Consider the following 19,720-nt stretch of genomic DNA (forward strand, 5'->3'; position numbering starts at 1 on the left):
TCTGCCTCCCGCAGATCAGGGCTCAAATCCATCCTTAATATAGATCGATGCTATCTTGAATCCATTGACATAAATTGAATCTATCTCAGTGAAGCCTTCAACGGTATATTCGTTACCAACAACTCCTCTGTAAAAGGCAGCATAATACTCATAGCCATCAGCTCTTACAGCAACCTTCTCTTCTTCCTCATCCTTAAGGACATATTCAAAATATCCGGCTCCCTGGGATCCCATCCAGAAGTAATCCCTGCCGGTAAGCTCAGGATTAACATCTCTTATCTTCTCATAAGCCTGATATTCACTAAGAGTCCAGTAATCTCTGTCGAACTGATCTCCGAAAAGGCTTCCTATCTCATTCAGATAGACATATTCGTAAGGATGATATTTACAGATCCATACAACCTGAGTCAAAAGACCTGCTGCAATAAGTGCCATAGCAGATACCCTAAACAGCTTGCCGCTACCAAGGAGCCTCTTTACCGCCCACAAAAGAACTGTAACAATCGAGGGCATAACAAAATATAAGTGCCTCCACCCATTATATATTGTTGCATGAGTGATTGCCACTGAAAGCCATGGCAGAAATCCCGCAGCAAATGCAAGAATAATATATTTATTGTCGAGTACTATATCATTAAATTTCGTCTTCTTCCTGACGGCTCCTGCCACCGCGATCACAAAAAGCACTACGGCAGCCAGTCCCAATATGATATACCATATCGGAAGTGAAATCAGAAGCCAGACAGGTACGTAGTACCAGGGAAGCTGATCCTTGGTAAGAACCTCTCCCATAAATACGATGGTGCCGTTCCATCTTCCATAGTCAAGGAATGTCTTAAACATCCTTACCAGCTGCTTAATGGGGCTATGCCAGGTAACCGGAGTAAGAACCACCAGAAGCACAAGGATTCCAAATATCAGAGCAAGGGTCTGGGCTAATGCCTTTTTAACAAACAGTTTCTCTTCACCCTCTCTTTTTTCCCTGATTCCAAATACCCACATATATCCAAGGACCAGAGCAGGAAAAACAGCTCCCATGATCCTTACGTTAACGGACACGGCGCTTACGAGTATGAATAACAGGCAGTGGCGCCATTTAAACCCGTTTTCCACAAGAAGATATACAACAAACAGATTGATCATAAACAGGGACATAAACACCATGTCCTTGATGTTATAGAACTGCTCGGCAAAAAACCTGGGATAGAGAGCCACCATTGCAGTCCCCAGAGCGCCCATAGCCCCGGACTTAAATACCTTGGAAGTAAACAGATAAAAGCAGATATAGCCCAAGCAGCAAAACAAAAACGTATATAAATGTCTTGCAAGAAAAATGCTGCGGATATTGTCTTTGAACAGATACTCAAATACCGCCATGGGAAACTGCGCCGACATTCCGTAATACTTGTCCTTATATTCAAACAATGGTGTGATATTCTCATCTGACTGCCCCGTAACAAGCTCAGTAACATAGTTCATGTTGACCTGAAGGGACTGTCTCTCAGCCCTTTCGTCTCTGGACACACCATAATCAAGCAGAAGAAATCTTCCCATGATTATGTAAATTATGATAACGAGGGGTATCAAGACCCTAAATGCTTTTTCTTTAGTCATGCAAGATCTCCGATTACTTATTTTTTCCTGTAAATCACCTTATCTTCAAAGGTAAGCAAAAGTTTGGCAACTACCAATGCGCATACGATGGCAATCATATTCATAATTAAAAGATTGTTATCCATGTGCTTCATCTTAAGAGCATCTATGATTCTCTCATGCACCAGATATATCTCCAGTGTCAAAGGTGAAAGCCAGCGAAAAAAAGGCCCCAGCTGCTTCACTTCCCCTATAATGCTAAAGAACATGGAAAAGATCACCGCCATCACCAGATATAAATATCTCTTGGAAACATAGTCCGCAATGAAGCTGTCCCATACAAACACACTTATGATAGATATGATTACCAGCAGCGCCACATGGACATACGACAGTCTCGATTCCTTTTTGTCATAAACCGCCTTGCCCATATAGGAGCCCACCAGGAATATGGGGATTCGTCTCCACATGATCTCCGTTGACTTCCAGAATACAGGAAATGCATAGCTCATGACAGCATTAAACCCGATTGAAACAGCAAGTGCCGCCACAAGAGCCCATATACTCCAGTTTGTCCTAAGGTATAACCGGTAGACAAAATAATACAGAATATAGCAGACAGTAATACATGTAATAAACCATATCACCAGAGAATCCTTGATAAACATATCAATTCCGGTAACATATGTTATGTATGATAGGATCCTTCTGTCCCGCACAAAATACAGATAGCATACAGACAACACGATTATCGTAGGTATCCATACTCTCTTAAGCCTGTTTATGTAGAACCTCTTCCAGGAGCTGTTCTTTGTTATGGCAAAATACAAAGAGATTCCGGAAACAAACAGGAAAATATCAACTCCAAGATTCCCCATCAGTTTGAAGGAATGGAGAATCTGCAGGCCCCCTTCAATATCCTTCGGAGACTTGCAGTGAAATATCATTATACAGATGATGGCCAGTGCATACACCGCATCTCTGTTCTTACTTATCATGTACCAATTAAACTTTTTCATTCCTGTGACAACCCCCAAACGCTGCCAAATAACTAATTTATTATATCACAGCATCTTCCGGGCTCTTTCGATCCAGGTGTACTGCTTTACTTTTTCTTTGGCAGCCTCTGCTCTTTGAGCGGCCTGCCTTGGACCCTCCTTGATAGAATCAAGCGCCTTCTTCCAATCTGTTTCATCGGCGCTGTCCGCCAGATAGGCGATATTATCATCAACTACTTCCCTTATAACCGGAAGGTCAGAGGCAATTATCACCCTGCCGCTGGCCATGTACTCAAAGAGTTTGAGCGGCGATGTAAATTTGCCTATATCCTCCCCCATGACCATAACCTTGTCCTGGTTGGGAAGAAGCAGCACGTCCATGCTGCACATGATCGCCGGTATCTCTGCGTTCCTTACATGCCCATGGAAGTGAACGTTGTCACTAAACGGCTTGCCTGTCTCCTTCTCTGCGGCCTCTTTGGTGTCGCCATATATCTCATAGTCATTATCAGGGTCCAAAGCAGCCAATCTTCTGATGAGATCTATGCCTTTGCCAATAAGTGTCTTACCAAAATATCCTATTTGAAGCCTCTCCCCGAAATTCCCGGAGGGCTTGTCGGATATTCCTTCATAATCGCTGAGGGTGCAGGCATCGGGCAAAACTGTGATTCTGTCAGGGCTTACACCATACTTTTTCACATAATAATCCTTAAGTCCCTCTGAGATCATCACCAGTTTAAGCTTTTTGTTATTCACAAAGGGCCCCCATTTGATCATCCTATAGAACCTGCCGCAGAGGTGATTAAGATCTCCGTGAAGATCAAGAGTAGCCTCTGTTCCCTTCATAACTGCAAAAAAGGCTGTAAAAGGATCTCTGGTGACTATGCGGTCTGCGCCGCTCTTTATCGCCATTTTAACTGCGGCATTGGCCCACTTTATCTGTGACAGCCTGTCCATTCCCTTATCTTTAAGCTCAATAATCTCAAAATCATGGTTAAGTCCATAATATTCAGCAGCACTTATGCTCTTATCACTTCCTGTGACAATCAGGCTAAAGCTGTCCGTAAGCTCCGTAAAGCCTTCTGATATCTTGGCAATATGCACACTATTCGTTGATTTTGAAGGCACTGTCGCCCTTGCTATATATACTACTCTTTTCATATCCGCTAACCTCTTTGTGTGGTTGCATTATAAAACAAGATAACAGGCAGCACCGAGGCGGCACTGTCTGTCCTTTAAACGATTCATCATCCAATTAAACAAGTATACGGATTTAATTCATATCCGCAATCTTAAGCCTGACATTTTCCCCATCAACTATAACGGAATAGAAATGTCCCAAAGCAATTTCGTCTTCAAAGATGCTGCCGTATTCTTCGGCGAAATTGTCATCAACCGCTGCGAGGAACACATATCTGCATTCTTTGAGCTTGTCAGTCCACTCCTCAAGCGTAATCTTGTGAGGCTCGTCAGCAAGAGTGCTAAGATGCATATCGATATAATCTTTGGAAACAATTCTACCCGGTGATAACTCAAAATTAAATCGGTCTACGTTCTCATCGCCAATCTCATCAACGAAATAGACCACATCGGGATATTCAATATCGACCTTCTCAATAGCGTCATATCTTGCCACTTCGGAACGAACAAAAGTCTGACGGTAGAATATACCAAGGTCAGATATAAACACAGCTGTGAATACCAGTAGTCCGATGACTACAGGGTACAGCGAGGTTTTCTCCATATCCCTTAATATGATTGAGATGTACAGCAGAACAAACACAATGATATATCCAAAAAGATATCTTTCACACTGTTTGGCTTTGACAGTCTGATTAAGTCCCCTTCCGTAGAAGTTTGTAAGATATACCACCGCTGCATATACCAAAAAGCCCGCATTTACAAGGATCATAAATATCCTGTTCTGCCTTCTGACACTGTCCTCTTTTTCCCTGGATAACATATACAGGAGGCAGGGAAGAATCACAATTACCATGATAAAAGGTGCCTGAAGATTGGATCCAAAGCCGTATGCCCTGTCAACGCAGTAGTTGGAAAAAATTATCTGAGCAAAGCTTCCCATGGTCTGAAGCCTTATATCAGCAGGCATTATCACAGTTGTGCCTGCGAAGATGGCAATTGCCATCAAAATCACCAATGAAATATATACTTTTAGATTCTTTTTAAGAAGAATCCTGATTCCGATATACAAAGTCGCGGCAAATACGATGACAGCCGCCACTACTGCGTAGGGCTTCATCTTATGTATAGCCTGACCGATACTGAACTTCTCCTCAGCATCATTTAATTTGCAGAAGAAAGTCCAGCTAAGCTTGGACAGTACTACAGCTACGGTGCAGACAGTCAGGAAATAATATCTCCTGATGCCCTCCTGCTTCTCATATACCATTTCCATGCCTGCAATGATCATAAGACATATAAGCGCAAGGATAATACCGGTGCTCTTAATATGGATCAGAAAAACAAGCGAACTGATAACTAAAACCTTATAATATCTGTCTCCCGTCTGTTTTAATGCCATATATGCAGCCAGCACAAAAGCAGTAAGAATTCCTGCAATGTAATCATACTGCATCGCCACAACGCCGCCTTTATAGGTCAGCGGCAGGAACAGCATAAAGAACAATCCCAGACAGAACTTAAGAATCTTGTCCCTTTTCTTATCACTCTCTGTCTGCCTGAAGAAAAATACCAGCATAGCAACCTGCATTGCAACTCCGGCAAAAAGCTGCATGCCCTCCGAATAGTTGGGCCACATTTTAAGACTAAGATATTTCCAGACCATAACGCCTACCGGCTCTTTGAATCTGCAGATATCATTCACATAATAAAACTCACGGGGATATTTCTCATATGCAACAAGACTGTCCTGACTATTTACAAATCTTCCCTTGAAGACAAGCATATAGTAGCCACACAAAAGAAGATATTGCAGTAGTCCCGGGGTGATGAGATTGGCAATCTTTTTCTTCCTGATACCATATACAACTGTTCCCACCGTAGATAATACCGCAATACCGGCCACCAGATAGGTAGCGATCCACAATTCATAGATGATTCCGCACAGATATGCAAGGAGCGATGCCCAGATCATGGAAAGGGCAATTGTCTCTTCTGTCTTTTTGTCAAAAACTATCGCCAATAGCATTGCTATGGGAATCACTATCAAAAACGCCATATACTCCTCCTGATCGGAATACTTTACTTCTTCTTACGTATAACTTCCTTAAACGCAAATACCAGTTCCTTGCGGTAAAACCACAGTGCTATCAGTGATGCGATGATAAATGCCACATATTTTAGGAGAATATGCGCATTCAGGAAATAAACCGCAACGCCGCTTATTATCACTACCATAAGTATCAGCATAATATCCGAAAGCCTGAAAACGCTCTGAGCTATACTGTGCTGCTTCAAAACCTTCTTAGAAATCATCCAATGAACAAAGAACTGAAATGCATAACTGGCAAACGTGGTAAACGCCGCAGCATTATATCCGTAGATCGGTATAAAGATCAGGTTACCTGCAATGTTTACTATAGCTGAAATAATAGTCATCATTGCGATATATCTGGTCTTCTTGAAATAATACTCAATTCCAACAGGAATGGTATACAGATACAGCATAAAAATGCCAATGAGGATTGGAATAAAAATACCGCTTCCTTCCCAATAATCCTTGGGTCCCAAAATATGGATCACTTCATTCTCCACCACCAGCATACCTATAGCAAGGAATGCAATAACAGCCATATATATTCTTGACACCTTACGGATAGTTGGATAGTCCTCTTCTTTCATTTTCTTATAGAACCACACACCCCATACATTCTCTGCCGAGTAAAAAATAACCTGAAGGACATATGCGATGCTGTATGAAAAAGAATAGATTCCCGTGCGGGCAGCACCCACTATATTTGTGATGGCAATCCTGTCAAACTGACTCTGGATCTGCTGCGACATAAAATGCCAGATCATGGGAAAGCCAAAACCAAGGGCATATTTGGCCATGTCAGGTTTTACTCTGAAATGCCCTCTTTGGCCCAATGAGATGAAAATCTCAATACCAATAAGAATAAGCGGAATTGCACTTCCGACTATCCTTCCGTATTCCCTGGAGGATGTAAATACAAGTTTTATAAGAGCAATAGACAAAACGACATTAAAAATCGCATTAAATGCCGCATATGCCATAAATTTCCTATAGTTATAATCAAGTGCCAGCCTTGCATTGCTGATAGCCAGCATGGCGGTTCCAAAGGAGTGGAATATCAGACAGGCAAATACATACCAGGGATACTCACTTCCGAAGTGGAACAAACTACGAGCAGCAAAGATGCCGGCTGTAAGAACCGTCAGGGGTACAACTGTAATTCCTACGATGGTAGAAACATAGGTATCTATTTCCGACTCATAATCAATACCGGCATTTCTGATGGAAGGATACATTCCAAGACCTATGATAATTGCCAATATCGCCTCATAAGCCATGTAGGTATTGAATACACCAAACTCCTCAGTGGACAAAAGCCTGGAAAAGATAGGCAAAGTCAAAAAAGCAATGCTCTTTATCAATATATTTCCGACTGTATATCCGATTCCTGCTTTTATCTCTTTTCTGGCCATGACCTTAGAAATTCTTCCTTACTTTCCCTGCAAAATATCGACGATATATCGGCTGGTACGCTCTGAAGCCCTGCCATCGTCATAATCTTCAATCTTCTCCTTGAAGAGCTTGTCTACCGCTACTACATACGGCTCTGCATCAAATGCCGCAATATTCTCAATAAGTTTATCATTATCCTGAGCATTGGGGAAAGGCAATTCTTCTCTTGTAAAATACAATCCTCTTCCTGCGCAGTAGTCCTGATAATCCTTCTGATACAGAAATACCGGCTTGTGAACCATTCCCATCTCAAACATAACGCTTGAATAGTCAGTTATGAGACAATCGCTGACAGCCATGATCTCATAGGTGTCGTCATAGCCGCGAGCATCTATGACTCTGGGGTCACCCGGAATAAGATTATCGGCATTTCTCATAACAGGATGGAACTTGGTGACAAAAACCCACTCTCCACCCCATTTACTCTCAAGAGCCTTAAGTATTGCGTCATAATCAAGATCATAGACATCTGTTCTCTGATCATCTCTGAAGGTAGGAGCATAGAACACAACCTTTGCACCCTCTTTGATACCGATCTTTTTCCTGTAAAGAGCCTTGTCCTCATCAGTTGCGTTGAACAATATATCAAGTCTTGGATATCCGTGCTTAAGAATCTCCTTATTAAAGCCAAAGTCCTTCTGGTAAACTTTATCTCCGAAGCCGCTGCTTGATATCATTACATCAGTAATCGCTATATCATGCTGCATTCTCTTGGTAGCAAGGAAATCAGAATTATTAACGGCATTACCGATCTTCTTTACACTGATACCTCCATGCCAGGTCTGGATATAAGTCTGGCCCTTTCTCTTGATCATATAGAGATTGACTCTGCTGTTAAAATACCATACCTTTGCAGTTGCCAGCTCATACATTGACCTGAGTGAGTGGATCTTGACCTTGGTGATGTATTCCGGATACTCCTCATCCATGTTCTTGGCAAGCCAGATGTACTTGCCCTGCGGATAATCCTTGGCAAGTCTCTCTGCCACGTATCTTGGGTTATCGCTTAATCCCTTGCCACCAAAGCTCATTAGTATGACCTTGGAATTATCGATGGGAAATATTCTGAAGATCACCAGTATGATCCGTAAGCAATAGTTAATTATGTACTTTATTACGTTTGCCATATAATATCTCCAAGCAAATTGATCAGCAGCCTTCTGTACTACGGATCTTATAGCTTCCAAAATCAAGTTCGACTATGCAGTGCCTGTTCTCTCTTTCCGATTCCGGAGGAAACTGCATATAGTCTCTGTATAACTGAGTCAGATATTCCTTATATCCCACAGGAATGGGCATTACATTCTTCTCGAATTCGCAGTCCACGATTTCGCTGAATATGCTCCCAGGCATTCTCTCCTTCATATAGCCATAGGCTCCGTAATGGCAAATGAGATAGTCGGAAGACTGCCCGGCTCTTTCTTCAATTTTCTTCTCAATCTTCTTTTTGAGGGAGTCCACACTGCCCGGACAATGCTTCATGGCAAAATAGGCAATGCGCTTAATAAGTCCTGCATCGGCAGGCATATAGCCATTCTTGGCAAGTATGCGCCTTTTAAGGACATAGAAGAGCTTCTCATCCTTTTTCTCTTCCTCAATTGAAGGAGCCCCATTGTCATAGGGAAAAATATCAATAAATATTCCGTTATGTGCAGAAGAATCAACTGCATTCTGTTCCACAAAATGCGTGCCCCTGATCCTTAATTTGGCATAGCCAAAGCCAAAAGCCGGATCCACATCCCAGTCCTGATACTCATACTCAGGATCAAGATCCTTGTCACAGGCAGCCCTAAGCTTTTTGTAATCAGCTCTGGTCATGGCAACATCCAGATCATCATCCCAGGGAATAAAGCCTTTATGCCTTACTGCACCCAGCATGCTTCCGTAGGCCAGCCAGAATTTTATACCGTTTTTGTCGCAGACTCTCTTAAGTTCTATCAAAAGATCCAGCTGCGCCAAATGAACTTTTTTCAAATCCTCTTTTTGCATACTTATCCTCTGATGAACTCCATGAACTGAAGCTTATTGTCCAATGCACTTGTTGTGGGTCTTCCCAGGTCTTTTCTTGCTCCGATGGAACATTTAACCTCGATAAGAGAAAGAGCCTTTCTTGTCTTAGCTTCCTTGAGAGCCTCATCCAGCTTCTCAAAGCTGTCTACACAGATAGCATGCTCATAACCGCAGGCTTTGGCAATAGCTACAAGGTCGATGCTTCCTGCAACGGTTGGCATACCTCCGACAGTCTCATGAGCTGAGTTATTGATAACAACATGTACAAGATTCCCGGGCTTGTTATTGCCTATAACAGCCATGGCGCCCATGTGCATAAGAGCAGCTCCGTCTCCATCAATACACCATACCTTGCGCTCGGGAGCATTGATCGCAACTCCAAGTGCTATAGAGCTTGAGTGTCCCATAGATCCAACTGTAAGGAAATCATATTTATGTCCCTGCTTGTTAGCTTCTCTTATTTCGAACAGTTCTCTGCTGGCCTTACCTGTAGTAGAAACGATCGGGTCCTCTCCGCTCACTTCAACAATATGTCTGATGATTTCTTCTCTGACCATTGTGTTATCGTTCTTGTAAACTGCTGCCTCGTCGTACTCCAATGCTCCCTTTTTGATAACAAAGGCAACATCCTTGCCTGCTGCAAGCTGCTTTCTGAAGCTTTCCAGAGTATTCATAAGGTCGCTCTCGCTGGTATCCTTATCAACAACAAATGAGTCAACTCCCATATCCTCAAGAAGCTTAATTGTTACCTCACCCTGATAAATGTGCTGAGGTTCGTCATGTACCCCGGGCTCACCTCTCCATCCAATGATGAAGATCATGGGTATTGCATATACTTTCTCGTTAAGAAGTGAAGCCAATGGATTGATGATATTGCCCTCACCGCTGTTCTGCATATAAACAACCGGCACCTTGCCTGTAGCAAGATGATAACCTGCTGCCAGTGCGGTGCAGTTTCCTTCGTTAGCAGCAATTATGTGATGCTTTTTATCTATACCGTACAGGTTGATTAAATAGTCGCATAAAGGCTTTAGCTGAGAATCGGGCACTCCCGTATAAAAATCAGCTCCTATCATTTCCACAAACTTTTCAACCTTCATTATCTTACTCCTTCCAAAATCTGTTCATACAACTGTCTGATTGTTGCCTTATCCAATGCTATTGGATTATTCTTTAATCTCTGCTCATTTACTGAGTCTGTTAATTCATTAATTTGTTCCTGATCTGCCTTAGGTGTATCCAGTTCAAGCACCTTATATATGCTTTCAAGCTTTTCCTTGGCTTCTTCCGTGCTACCACATCCCAGAGCCTTGGAAATCTGCTCAAATACACTCTTTAGATATTCACTTCCTCTTGGATCACTGCATCTGTCTGTGCGCTCAGTCATCCATGGGAAAAGTATCTTATCACATAAAAATGCTGCATGTCCATGCGCCAGCCCGAATAAACTTGTAATCTTATAACACATCGCATGACCTGCAGTTGTCTGAGTAATATTGATCGCTTTGCCTGCAGTATTGGCCGCTATCAACATCTGCCTGTTGCCTTTCGGGGTATTATTGAGATATTCCTCCATGTTAGCCATTATCATACTGATGGCATCACAGCTGTAGCTACGGCTCTCCTCCGTGCTGTTAACTGACCAGAAGGACTCTATTGAATGTGCCAGCGCATCCAGCATGGAACTCTTCCTGTGATAATCCGGAAGCGATTTAAGTGCATCGGGATTCAGAAAAACAACATTCGGAATACTGCTGACATGGGTTACCGACTGCTTTACTCCGTTATAATATATAACCGCAAATCTGGTGGCCTCAGAGCCTGTACCAGCGGTTGTAGGCATTACTGCAAAGGGAATATCACTTGGCTGCAGTTCCATTTTAAGGAACTCTCCATTCTCACCGTCACCTTCAAGGCCGGTAAAAAGCTTGATGCATTTGGCCACATCAATGGCAGATCCGCCTCCAATGGCCACAATACTGTCGCATCCATTCTCACGGAACAGCTTCACTCCCTGTACTACAGATTCATAGGTGGGATTGGGCTTGAAGTCCGAAAACATAGTGATATTTGAGCCTGTAACCTTGCCCAGAATCAAATCGTTAACACAAAGCGTACTGCTTGTGTGTTTGCCACACACAAGCAGTACGTTATTATACATTCCCGAATCAAGAAGTTGCCTTAACTCCGATAATTCACCGGTGGTAGAAATAAGCCTTTGCTCCATAATATCAAACCTCATCAGGAATCAATCTTATAATGTCTTTGAACGGCATCAGCATCTTGTCGCATTCCTCGGCACGGTGATTCTCAAGAATGATCCTTGCAGCCTCCTGTATTGCCGGAACGGTAGCTCTCATCAGCTGATTTGCATATATTATTACGTTGGCGCCTCTTTCCTTCCACTCTTCCTCTTTAACAGAGTTAAAGCTTGTAGGTACCAAAACCACAGGTGTCTTGGAATCCTTTTCCCTGAATTTCTCAAGGAATTCAAATATCTCTGAAGGATCCTTCTTTCTGCTGTGGATCATGATCGCATCTGCACCTGCTGCTACAAATGCAAAGGCTCTTTCAAGAGCATCCTCCATTCCCTGTTCAAGGATAAGGCTCTCTATTCTTGCACAGATCATGAACTCCTTGGTGCGCTGTGCCTTTTTACCTGCACGAATCTTCTCGGAAAAGCTCTCGATGCTGTCCTGCGTCTGTACTACCTCAGTTCCGAAAAGACTGTTTTTCTTAAGTCCTGTCTTATCTTCAATGATTACCATTGATACGCCCAGTCTCTCAAGAGACCTTACGGTGTATACAAAATGCTCTGTCTTTCCGCCTGTATCACCGTCGAAGATGATGGGCTTGGTGGTAACCTCTGTAATATCCTCTATTGTTCTGAAACGGGAGGTCATATCAACCAGCTCGATGTCAGGCTTACCCTTTGCCGTGGAATCACACAGGGAAGAAACCCACATAGCGTCATACTGATGTGCTCCGCCGTTCTGATAAACTACTGTATTCTCAACCACGAGACCTGTAAGACCGTCATGAGCTTCCATTGCAGTAACAAGGCCCTTGGCATCAAGCATTCTTCTAAGGCTTCCACGTCTGATATCAGGCATGGCAAGATCTGCTCTCTGGCGATTGTCGATGTCCTTGTACTTATCATCACTGGCATAAGGATACTCAACAAGTCTTCCACCATAAGTTGCAAGAATTGATGTAACTTCATCCCTTATGGGTCTCTGGAAGCCGTTCTGCCAGTCATCTCCGTGAACAACGATGTCAGGTCTGTACTCATTAAGGTTGTCCTTGTAGGACAGTGTCTTCTACTCAACAACCTTGTAAACACCGGAAATATTCTCAAACATTATCTTTCTCTCTGAGAAAGGAACAAGAGGCATTCTCTTGTAGGAGGCTACAGCTTCATCGGACAGAACACCTATAATAAGCTTACCGAGCTTCTGAGCCTTTTTGATAATTGCTATATGTCCGCCGTGGATAATATCAGTAGAGAAGCACATATATACCACTCTTGACTCAATTTCCTTAAGCTTGGAACTTACAACAGCGAGATCTTCAGGATTATCGATCTCAGCGCAAAGCATATTCTTCATATCGGCGGGCTTAATAACGCATTTATCTGTCACTTCGTTAAGAGCATTCTCCGCATAGACATTAGTATTGCCGCTCTCACAGAATTCGCAGATCTTATCAAGCCAGATCTTCCAGTCTTCCTTCTTGAGCTTATAGAGAGCCTGCGCTTCCATAGCTTCATTAAAGAATTCTATTCCAACCTTCTCTACCTTGCCGTTTCTAACTACAGCCTTAAAATCCTTCTCAGGAAGCTCAAGAGTAGAGGATACTGCCATGGAACTGTCCTTTGCAGCGATTATTCTGTCCAGAACCTCGTTTTCAAAAACAAGGTCACCGTGCATAAGGATGATGTCATCATCAAGATGCTCCCTTGCACAGTAGATACTGTAAATATAATTGGTACTGTCATATTTGGGATTCTTCACAAAAGTAAAATGAATCGGAAGATCAAGACTCTGACAGTAGTTGACTAAAACCGCATCGAAAAGACCTGTAGTCATTACTACCTCTTCAATGCCTGCTGCGCAGAGCTGTGTCAGCTGTCTTGACAATATTGTCTCTTTTGAGGAAATCTCGGTCATACACTTAGGATGCTCTGAAGTCAGAACGCCCATACGTGATCCCATTCCTGAATTAAGAATTAATGCTTTCATATAAATATAAAACCTTTCTTTCCAAAACTACGCTTTTTAGTATATCACATCTGTTATTATCTTGCTCACAGCCTGTATATCCTGCGGTACTACAACGCTGTCCTGTCTGTGAATCGTCTCGGCGCAGCCGCCTGTATCATAAGTTATTACCGGTGTTCCGCAGGCCTCCGCCTCAAGATTGACGGTTGGCAGATTGTCCTCATGGGTAAGATTGACAAATGCATCTGCGGCGGAATATATTTCTGCCAGCTTAGTGGCACTGCTTGTTCTGGGAAGTGCCAGTATGTTGATGCCTCGCTTATGAAGGTCATCTATCTGTGCTTCATTAAGTCCCACAAGAACTATCTTGTATCTGCCCGGTGCCTTGGCATCAAGGATTCTTGACAGCTCTATATAATCATCAAGACCTTTCCTTCTCTCCCAGATGCTGGCAACTCCAAGAAGCATCTTTTTGTCCGCAAGATCATGGTCCTTTCTGAAGGAACTGTCTGTAGGCTTGAACACCTCAGTATTTATCCTGTTGTAGATTACTTCGACCGGGTACTCTGCCAAAAAACTCTTTTCAACTTCAGCTTTAAGCCATGCTGAAGGTGTGATTATCTGCAGGTTCTTAACACCTGTAAATGCAGCCTTTTTCCTAAGATAATTATCCTTGCTGTTGTCGCGATTACTCTTTGGGTACTGCGCTAGTGAAGGACATTCACTGCAGCAGGTCATCCATTTATCGCATTTTTCGTAGGTGTAATAGGCGCAGTGCCCTGTAAATGCCCAGCAGTCATGGAGGGTCCACTTGACCTTCATATCAGGTCTGGACTTGATCCATGCAAAGAGCATTTCATAGTTTATATAATAACCGTGAATATTGTGGAGCCACAAAATATCGGGATCGTATTCCTCGGCCCATTTCAGGAACTTAGCCGTTGCATGTCTCGATCCCAGTCCGTGTTTGTCCGTAAGGCGGGTGTAGATACCGTGCATGTAAGTATCAGCCTTACTGCCGATAAGCACTGCGTATTTTTCAGTTCCCGCCGGAATCTCCGGTTTTCTTCCGTATGCTATTTTAACCTCAAAGCCCTTCTCGTCGTACTCCCTGGCAATATCAAGGACGATTTTGCCCGTAGAGCCATACCCCAGAACGGCATTAATCAACAAAACTTTCATTACTTAACTGACCTGTGTTCTAATCTCATTTGAGTAATAAATACTTGGCGATCTCCTGACCGAAGCATTCAAAATAATAGAGTCTGCTATAGCCATTCTCCTTGTAAACCTGATACTTGGTCTTAATTCGCTCAAGTGTGTTCTTAAAAGATTTCTTGGAACTCCAGCCGCCGATGTAGAAATCAGCAAGAACCTGCGGGATTATCGTGACCTTCTTGCCCATCTTAAGAGCCTTCAAGTACCATCCGTAGTCTGAGTGAACATTCTCTATGCCATAGAGTCCCACATCCTTGTAGCAGCTGCGGGATGCATACATAGCGGGGTGATTGAAATGGCGGGAGGTCTGATACCGACCATCCTTAGCATGTTTCTCAATTATCTGTGATTCGCCGTTATGAATGCGGATGGCGCCCATATAAATATCAGCGCTGCCGTCTGCTACAGCCTTCTCTACAATCTCAAGGGCATTGTTATCATAGGCATCGTCGCTGTTAAGAATACCGATGTAGTCTCCCGTAGCAATGGATACACCTTTGTTCATGCCATCATAGGGGCCTCTGTCCTTCTCTGAGATAACCTTAAGAACATAACCCTTAGCTTCATACTGTTGCCTGTAGGATTCCACAATCTCAAGAGTCTTGTCGGAGGATTTGCCATCAACGATGATATGCTCCAGGACACCGACACTCTGTCTTAGTACTGATTCAATTGTCCGACTTACAGTCTTTTCACTGTTGTAAGTCACTGTAACTATAGATATCATTACCGGATCATCAATTCCTTTACTATAATGAGATGCTCACGCATCGTGCATCTCTTCCTGTTTTTCCTCTGAGAATCCCTCTGTGCTGTCCTTCTGAACAAGAATCTTGACTGTCTCAAATAATATCTGAAGATCCAACAGAATTGAATAATTGGTTATGTAATACAGATCCATCTTAAGCTTATTCAAGGGGCTGGTATTGTATTTACCAAAAACCTGTGCAGGGCCCGTAAGACCGCCCTTTACCTTAAGGCGAAGCTCAAACTCAGGAACATCCTCGGTGTACTTCTTCACATGCTCGATACGCTCGGGTCTTGGTCCAACGATGGACATATCACCACGGATAATATTGATAAGCTGTGGAAGCTCGTCTATTCTGGTTGGTCTGATAATATGGCCCACCTTGGTGATACGATCATCCTTCTCTCCTGCAGGGTGTGGTCTTCCATCCTTCTCCGCATCAACGATCATGGAGCGGAATTTCAGAATGCTGAATTCCTTGCCGCCAATGGTAGTCCTCTCCTGTCTGAAGAAAACAGGGCCGCCATCCTCCAGTTTAATGGCAAGCGCGGTTATCAGAAGGATCGGGCTGGTCAGAATTATTCCAATGAGAGATAACAGCACATCAAAAAATCTCTTAATTGCCAGCTGCCAGGGTGAAATACCGCTGTTTCTGCACAAATAAAGAGGTGTATCGAAGAGGTTGATCTCCTCTGAATGTTTTTCGATAATATCGGAAATCTTCGGGGTAAAGTAGACTCGCTTATCCCTGCTGAAGCACTCTTTTAATATGTCGTTCTTAACTTCTGATGGAATATCATTGATAAGGACCGCATCGTAACCTGACATCTTGTCATATATAGGCTGCAGATTCCCGCCCAATTTATCTATATTGATAGACTCGCCGATGCTGTACTTATCCGGTCTTCCATCCATGAAATGGAGCTTGCCTCCGGTGCGGTCACAGAATACTTCAAGAATCCTGTGGGGAGGGAAAATTTTCCTGTAAATATCAACCAATAATAAAGTAGCAAAACAAAGAACCACCGACTGAATCAAAAATATCAGTGCATATCGCCACAAAAAAGCCGGAAAAAATCTGAACTGGCCGGTTATAGCGCAGGATACAAGGGTTTCAAGTGCATTGGTACAAAAAAGAGTCAACACCTGCGAAGCAAGCAGGTTAGCCTTTCTGTCCACACCAATCCTGAACGCCTTAAGAGCCTTACCCAGTATAAGGTACAAGATGAAATATATTCCTGCTGACATTAAAAGGTTGGCATAACCCAAAAGATGTCCCGTCTGGTTATTCTCTTTGGCAAATTCATACCACCACATCATAAATACGCCTGTTGCAAAAATAGCAAAGACCAATGTGCATGCTGCCCTGTATATATATTTCCCCTTCTTCTGTGAACTCATCTACCGGTTCTCCATTCCGCATTAAAATCTCAAAGGTCATTTTAACACATGCATCCCCTTATGGAAAGTTAAGGGGTAAGAAGCTCAGAATTCAGCTTCTCATCTATAATCTCTGTGACTGAAACCTCTCTGTCAATCACTCCTTGTACATAAAGGGTATGACTTATGGTATTCCCGATTCCTTCCTGGTAAGTAAAATCATCCGGATTAACCACCTTTGGAATCGGTAATGTTATCGCATATTCCCCATTTCTGTCGGCTTCTATGATATGTCCCGTCAAATACGAGGATCCCTTATAGCAACTGTCATAATCTGCGTTCCTGTCACTGCTTATTCTGTATTTTCCATCAGGCAAAATACATGCCACCACCATGATCACAAGTATAGACACGGGCGCAGCTTTCTCCCAAACCTGTCCCGAACCTTTTACTCCGGCTATCATCTGCCCAAGGGACATACTGCAGATAAGGATCAGGAAGAACCAAGTCCCCCAGGATGCCTCTATTCGGCTGAAATAATGGATAAGTGCCGTCAACAAAAGGAGATACACCGTAATGAGCACAAGAGATACAGCAGATACAATGATTTCACTGCTCATCTTCTTTCTTTTGACCACAGCAATCGCAAGATAAACTATCGAAACAGTGATCACGATCAAGTATGGAACAGATATTGCCTTTATCATGGCGATGAGCTGGCTGATGGAAACAGTTATATCAAAGGGCTCTCCAAAGGAGCCTGCTCTGCCACCGCTTTTCTCAAAAAGCAGTACCAGCAGCCATAAAAGAATTATAGCGATATACAAAAAGTTCTTTTTAATAATAGAAAGAATACTTTCTTTACCGACACTCTGTAGCATGCTATATAGCATCATGGCCCCGCAATATACTACAGTTATTGCCGAATGAAATAAGTTGGAAAAAACGGCGAAGTACAATGCTGCCAGAAATACAATTTTGACAGGAGGAGAAAGCTCTTTGAAAGCTTTGGCAAAATCCTCAAATCTCATCATGTACAGAACGATGCAGCCGTTTAATATTCCCGACATCACATAGAAATAAACGCAGCACAGATCCGCTGCATGAAACATAAAACTGCTGGAGGGTCTGTTTCTGAAGACCAGAAAGAATGAAGCAAGAAAAACTCCCTCCGAAATCAGTCCCCTCCAAAATGGCATTGATATCCTTTTTAATACCATCTGAAGGAACAGATAGCACATCACAGTAATGAATGCTGATAATATTAGAGCAGATGAGAGAGTTACTGCCCTTACATAATCACCGGTCACGGGATACAGCAGTGCCCCCAGCCGGCCTCCGAGGGGCATGATATTCGTGCAAAAAATCCTGGTAGGATTCCAGCTCTTCCATTTGGGCAAAAGATTACCGAAGTCTCCCAAGAACACCCAATCATCCACATCATATGCTATTAGCGGTGATACCCTTGTAAAAAAAACTACAAGAAAGCCATATATCAATATATGAAGAACAATTCCCAACAATTCTCTTTTCTTAATATTTTCCACATTTCCTCCTCTATCGTTTCCATCCCCGGTCACTTAATATAGCTTCATTGTACACCAATTATGGTGTATACTGAAATTTATTGAAATTAGTTTTGGGGAGAATAACCATGCAAACAATTGATAAAAAACTCTATGACTTTTGCTGCAAGCACGCTTTTCATATAGTAATGCTGCTTCTCTTGGCAGTATCCGTGATGATAAGATGGACCTTGGCGCCCAACACCTTTTTGTCCGGTGACTACAACACCTTCTATAAGCCCTGGATCGAACAGTATAGAACTGATGGAATTGTCTCCTGTCTGAGGCAGGGAATAGGTGATTACTACGTACCCTTCAACCTGTTGTACGCTCTGTTTTCACTTCTGCCGGTTGAACCCTGGGTACCCCTTAGCATATTCTTCTGTGCAATGGAATATATCAGCGTGTACTATATCTATAAGCTGCTGCGTCTGATAGGCGCCAAAATAGGTATGGATCAATCCGAGAATTATGGTAAGTTCGCACTGTTTGTAGCTATAGCAACTTTGTATCTCCCCCATGTGATACTTAATTCATCCCTTTGGAAACAGTGTGATTCAATCTATACAATGTTTACATTTGCAAGCCTGTATTATCTTCTGAAGGAAAAGCATACGCTTGCCTTTGTACTTTTGTCTGTGGGCTTTTGCTTCAAGCTTCAGATGATATTTGTGCTTCCGTTCTTTATTATAACCTATGTGTGCTTCCACAAGTTCACATTTTTCCAGTTCTTCCAAATTCCGGCCTGGTACATTGCCTTCGGCGTTCCCGCCATTGCCTGCGGAAGACGCTGGCAGGACGTCTATAAGACCTATCTGGGACAGATGGGCCAGGAAGATGCCATGACGATCAATACTCCCGGTTTCTACCTGCTTGGACTTAACGACTACTACGGGCTCTACAGAGCTGCGATTTTGACAACTATAGCCATTTTCGTCATCATAGCCTACTATTCCTTTATGCAGAAGGACAAACTTGACCTCAAAAGAGTATTCCAGCTGACAGGACTGTGTATCTGGACCTGCTATATGTTCCTTCCCGCGATGCATGAGAGATATGATTACACCGCCATCATCTTTGTTTTCGTATATGTCCTCATGTTCCGCAGAAAGTATTTGTGGGTTCCTATCTCCATGATGATATGCTCCATCTGTACCTATTCAAATGCACTGATATACGGAAGTCCCATCCCGTTATGGATCTGCGCCATCGCATATTTCGCAGCCTACATAGGTTATTGCTACGACTATTTCAAAGGACTGAGATAAACACCGAAATAATTAACATTAAAAAGGCTATGC

At 42.9% G+C, this 19,720-nt stretch carries 16 protein-coding genes; 1 reads left to right on the forward strand and 15 read right to left on the reverse strand.

The features are described 5' to 3' along the window. Window positions 1-15 precede the first annotated feature (15 nt). The 15 genes from G588_RS0105095 to G588_RS0105160 form a co-directional block, all read right to left on the reverse strand. Window positions 16-1,614 carry a hypothetical protein gene (locus G588_RS0105095; protein WP_022777678.1) on the reverse strand — a complete coding sequence of 533 codons (1,599 nt, stop codon included), beginning with the start codon at window positions 1,612-1,614 and terminating at the stop codon, window positions 16-18. 17 nt (window positions 1,615-1,631) lie between these two features. Next, entirely contained in the window at window positions 1,632-2,612 is a 981-nt protein-coding gene (locus tag G588_RS0105100) for an acyltransferase family protein (protein WP_022777679.1), read from the reverse strand. A 45-nt stretch (window positions 2,613-2,657) separates the two neighbouring features. Further along, entirely contained in the window at window positions 2,658-3,752 is a 1,095-nt protein-coding gene (locus G588_RS0105105) for a glycosyltransferase family 4 protein (protein ID WP_022777680.1), read from the reverse strand. A 112-nt stretch (window positions 3,753-3,864) separates the two neighbouring features. After that, window positions 3,865-5,790, reverse strand: a complete 1,926-nt coding sequence (locus G588_RS0105110; protein WP_022777681.1) for a hypothetical protein — start codon at window positions 5,788-5,790, stop codon at window positions 3,865-3,867. A gap of 23 nt (window positions 5,791-5,813) precedes the next feature. Then, complete coding sequence (locus G588_RS0105115; RefSeq protein ID WP_022777682.1) at window positions 5,814-7,238, reverse strand: lipopolysaccharide biosynthesis protein; 1,425 nt, start codon at window positions 7,236-7,238, stop codon at window positions 5,814-5,816. A gap of 18 nt (window positions 7,239-7,256) precedes the next feature. Further along, window positions 7,257-8,405, reverse strand: coding sequence for a CDP-glycerol glycerophosphotransferase family protein (locus G588_RS0105120; RefSeq protein WP_022777683.1), 1,149 nt, complete (start codon window positions 8,403-8,405; stop codon window positions 7,257-7,259). Between the two features lie 22 nt (window positions 8,406-8,427). Beyond that, on the reverse strand, window positions 8,428-9,267 hold the full coding sequence (locus G588_RS0105125) for a LicD family protein (protein ID WP_022777684.1): 840 nt from the start codon (window positions 9,265-9,267) through the stop codon (window positions 8,428-8,430). A 2-nt stretch (window positions 9,268-9,269) separates the two neighbouring features. Further along, window positions 9,270-10,388 carry a phosphonopyruvate decarboxylase gene (aepY, locus tag G588_RS0105130; RefSeq protein WP_022777685.1) on the reverse strand — a complete coding sequence of 373 codons (1,119 nt, stop codon included), beginning with the start codon at window positions 10,386-10,388 and terminating at the stop codon, window positions 9,270-9,272. Beyond that, window positions 10,388-11,530, reverse strand: a complete 1,143-nt coding sequence (locus G588_RS0105135; protein ID WP_242830339.1) for a phosphonoacetaldehyde reductase — start codon at window positions 11,528-11,530, stop codon at window positions 10,388-10,390. Before G588_RS0105135 ends, aepY begins: the two co-directional genes overlap by 1 nt. After that, a complete protein-coding gene (aepX, locus tag G588_RS23330) occupies window positions 11,520-12,401 on the reverse strand; it encodes a phosphoenolpyruvate mutase (RefSeq protein ID WP_330361403.1) in 882 nt (293 codons plus the stop codon). Before aepX ends, G588_RS0105135 begins: the two co-directional genes overlap by 11 nt. A gap of 207 nt (window positions 12,402-12,608) precedes the next feature. Then, window positions 12,609-13,529 (reverse strand): NTP transferase domain-containing protein, encoded by a 921-nt coding sequence (locus G588_RS23335; protein ID WP_330361404.1) that lies wholly within the window; start codon window positions 13,527-13,529, stop codon window positions 12,609-12,611. A gap of 36 nt (window positions 13,530-13,565) precedes the next feature. Continuing rightward, window positions 13,566-14,690 (reverse strand): glycosyltransferase, encoded by a 1,125-nt coding sequence (locus tag G588_RS19260; protein WP_022777687.1) that lies wholly within the window; start codon window positions 14,688-14,690, stop codon window positions 13,566-13,568. Between the two features lie 25 nt (window positions 14,691-14,715). Further along, on the reverse strand, window positions 14,716-15,453 hold the full coding sequence (locus tag G588_RS21300; protein WP_022777688.1) for a glycosyltransferase family 2 protein: 738 nt from the start codon (window positions 15,451-15,453) through the stop codon (window positions 14,716-14,718). Window positions 15,454-15,489: 36 nt separating this feature from the next. Next, on the reverse strand, window positions 15,490-16,875 hold the full coding sequence (locus G588_RS19270; protein ID WP_022777689.1) for a sugar transferase: 1,386 nt from the start codon (window positions 16,873-16,875) through the stop codon (window positions 15,490-15,492). 68 nt (window positions 16,876-16,943) lie between these two features. Further along, on the reverse strand, window positions 16,944-18,401 hold the full coding sequence (locus G588_RS0105160; RefSeq protein WP_022777690.1) for a hypothetical protein: 1,458 nt from the start codon (window positions 18,399-18,401) through the stop codon (window positions 16,944-16,946). A 107-nt stretch (window positions 18,402-18,508) separates the two neighbouring features. Between G588_RS0105160 and G588_RS0105165 the strand changes: the two genes are divergently transcribed. Further along, on the forward strand, window positions 18,509-19,687 hold the full coding sequence (locus G588_RS0105165; RefSeq protein WP_022777691.1) for a hypothetical protein: 1,179 nt from the start codon (window positions 18,509-18,511) through the stop codon (window positions 19,685-19,687). The last annotated feature ends 33 nt before the right edge of the window (window positions 19,688-19,720 follow it).

The sequence above is a fragment of the Butyrivibrio sp. AE3009 genome (genome assembly GCF_000420845.1).
Taxonomy (GTDB): Bacteria; Bacillota; Clostridia; order Lachnospirales; family Lachnospiraceae; genus Butyrivibrio.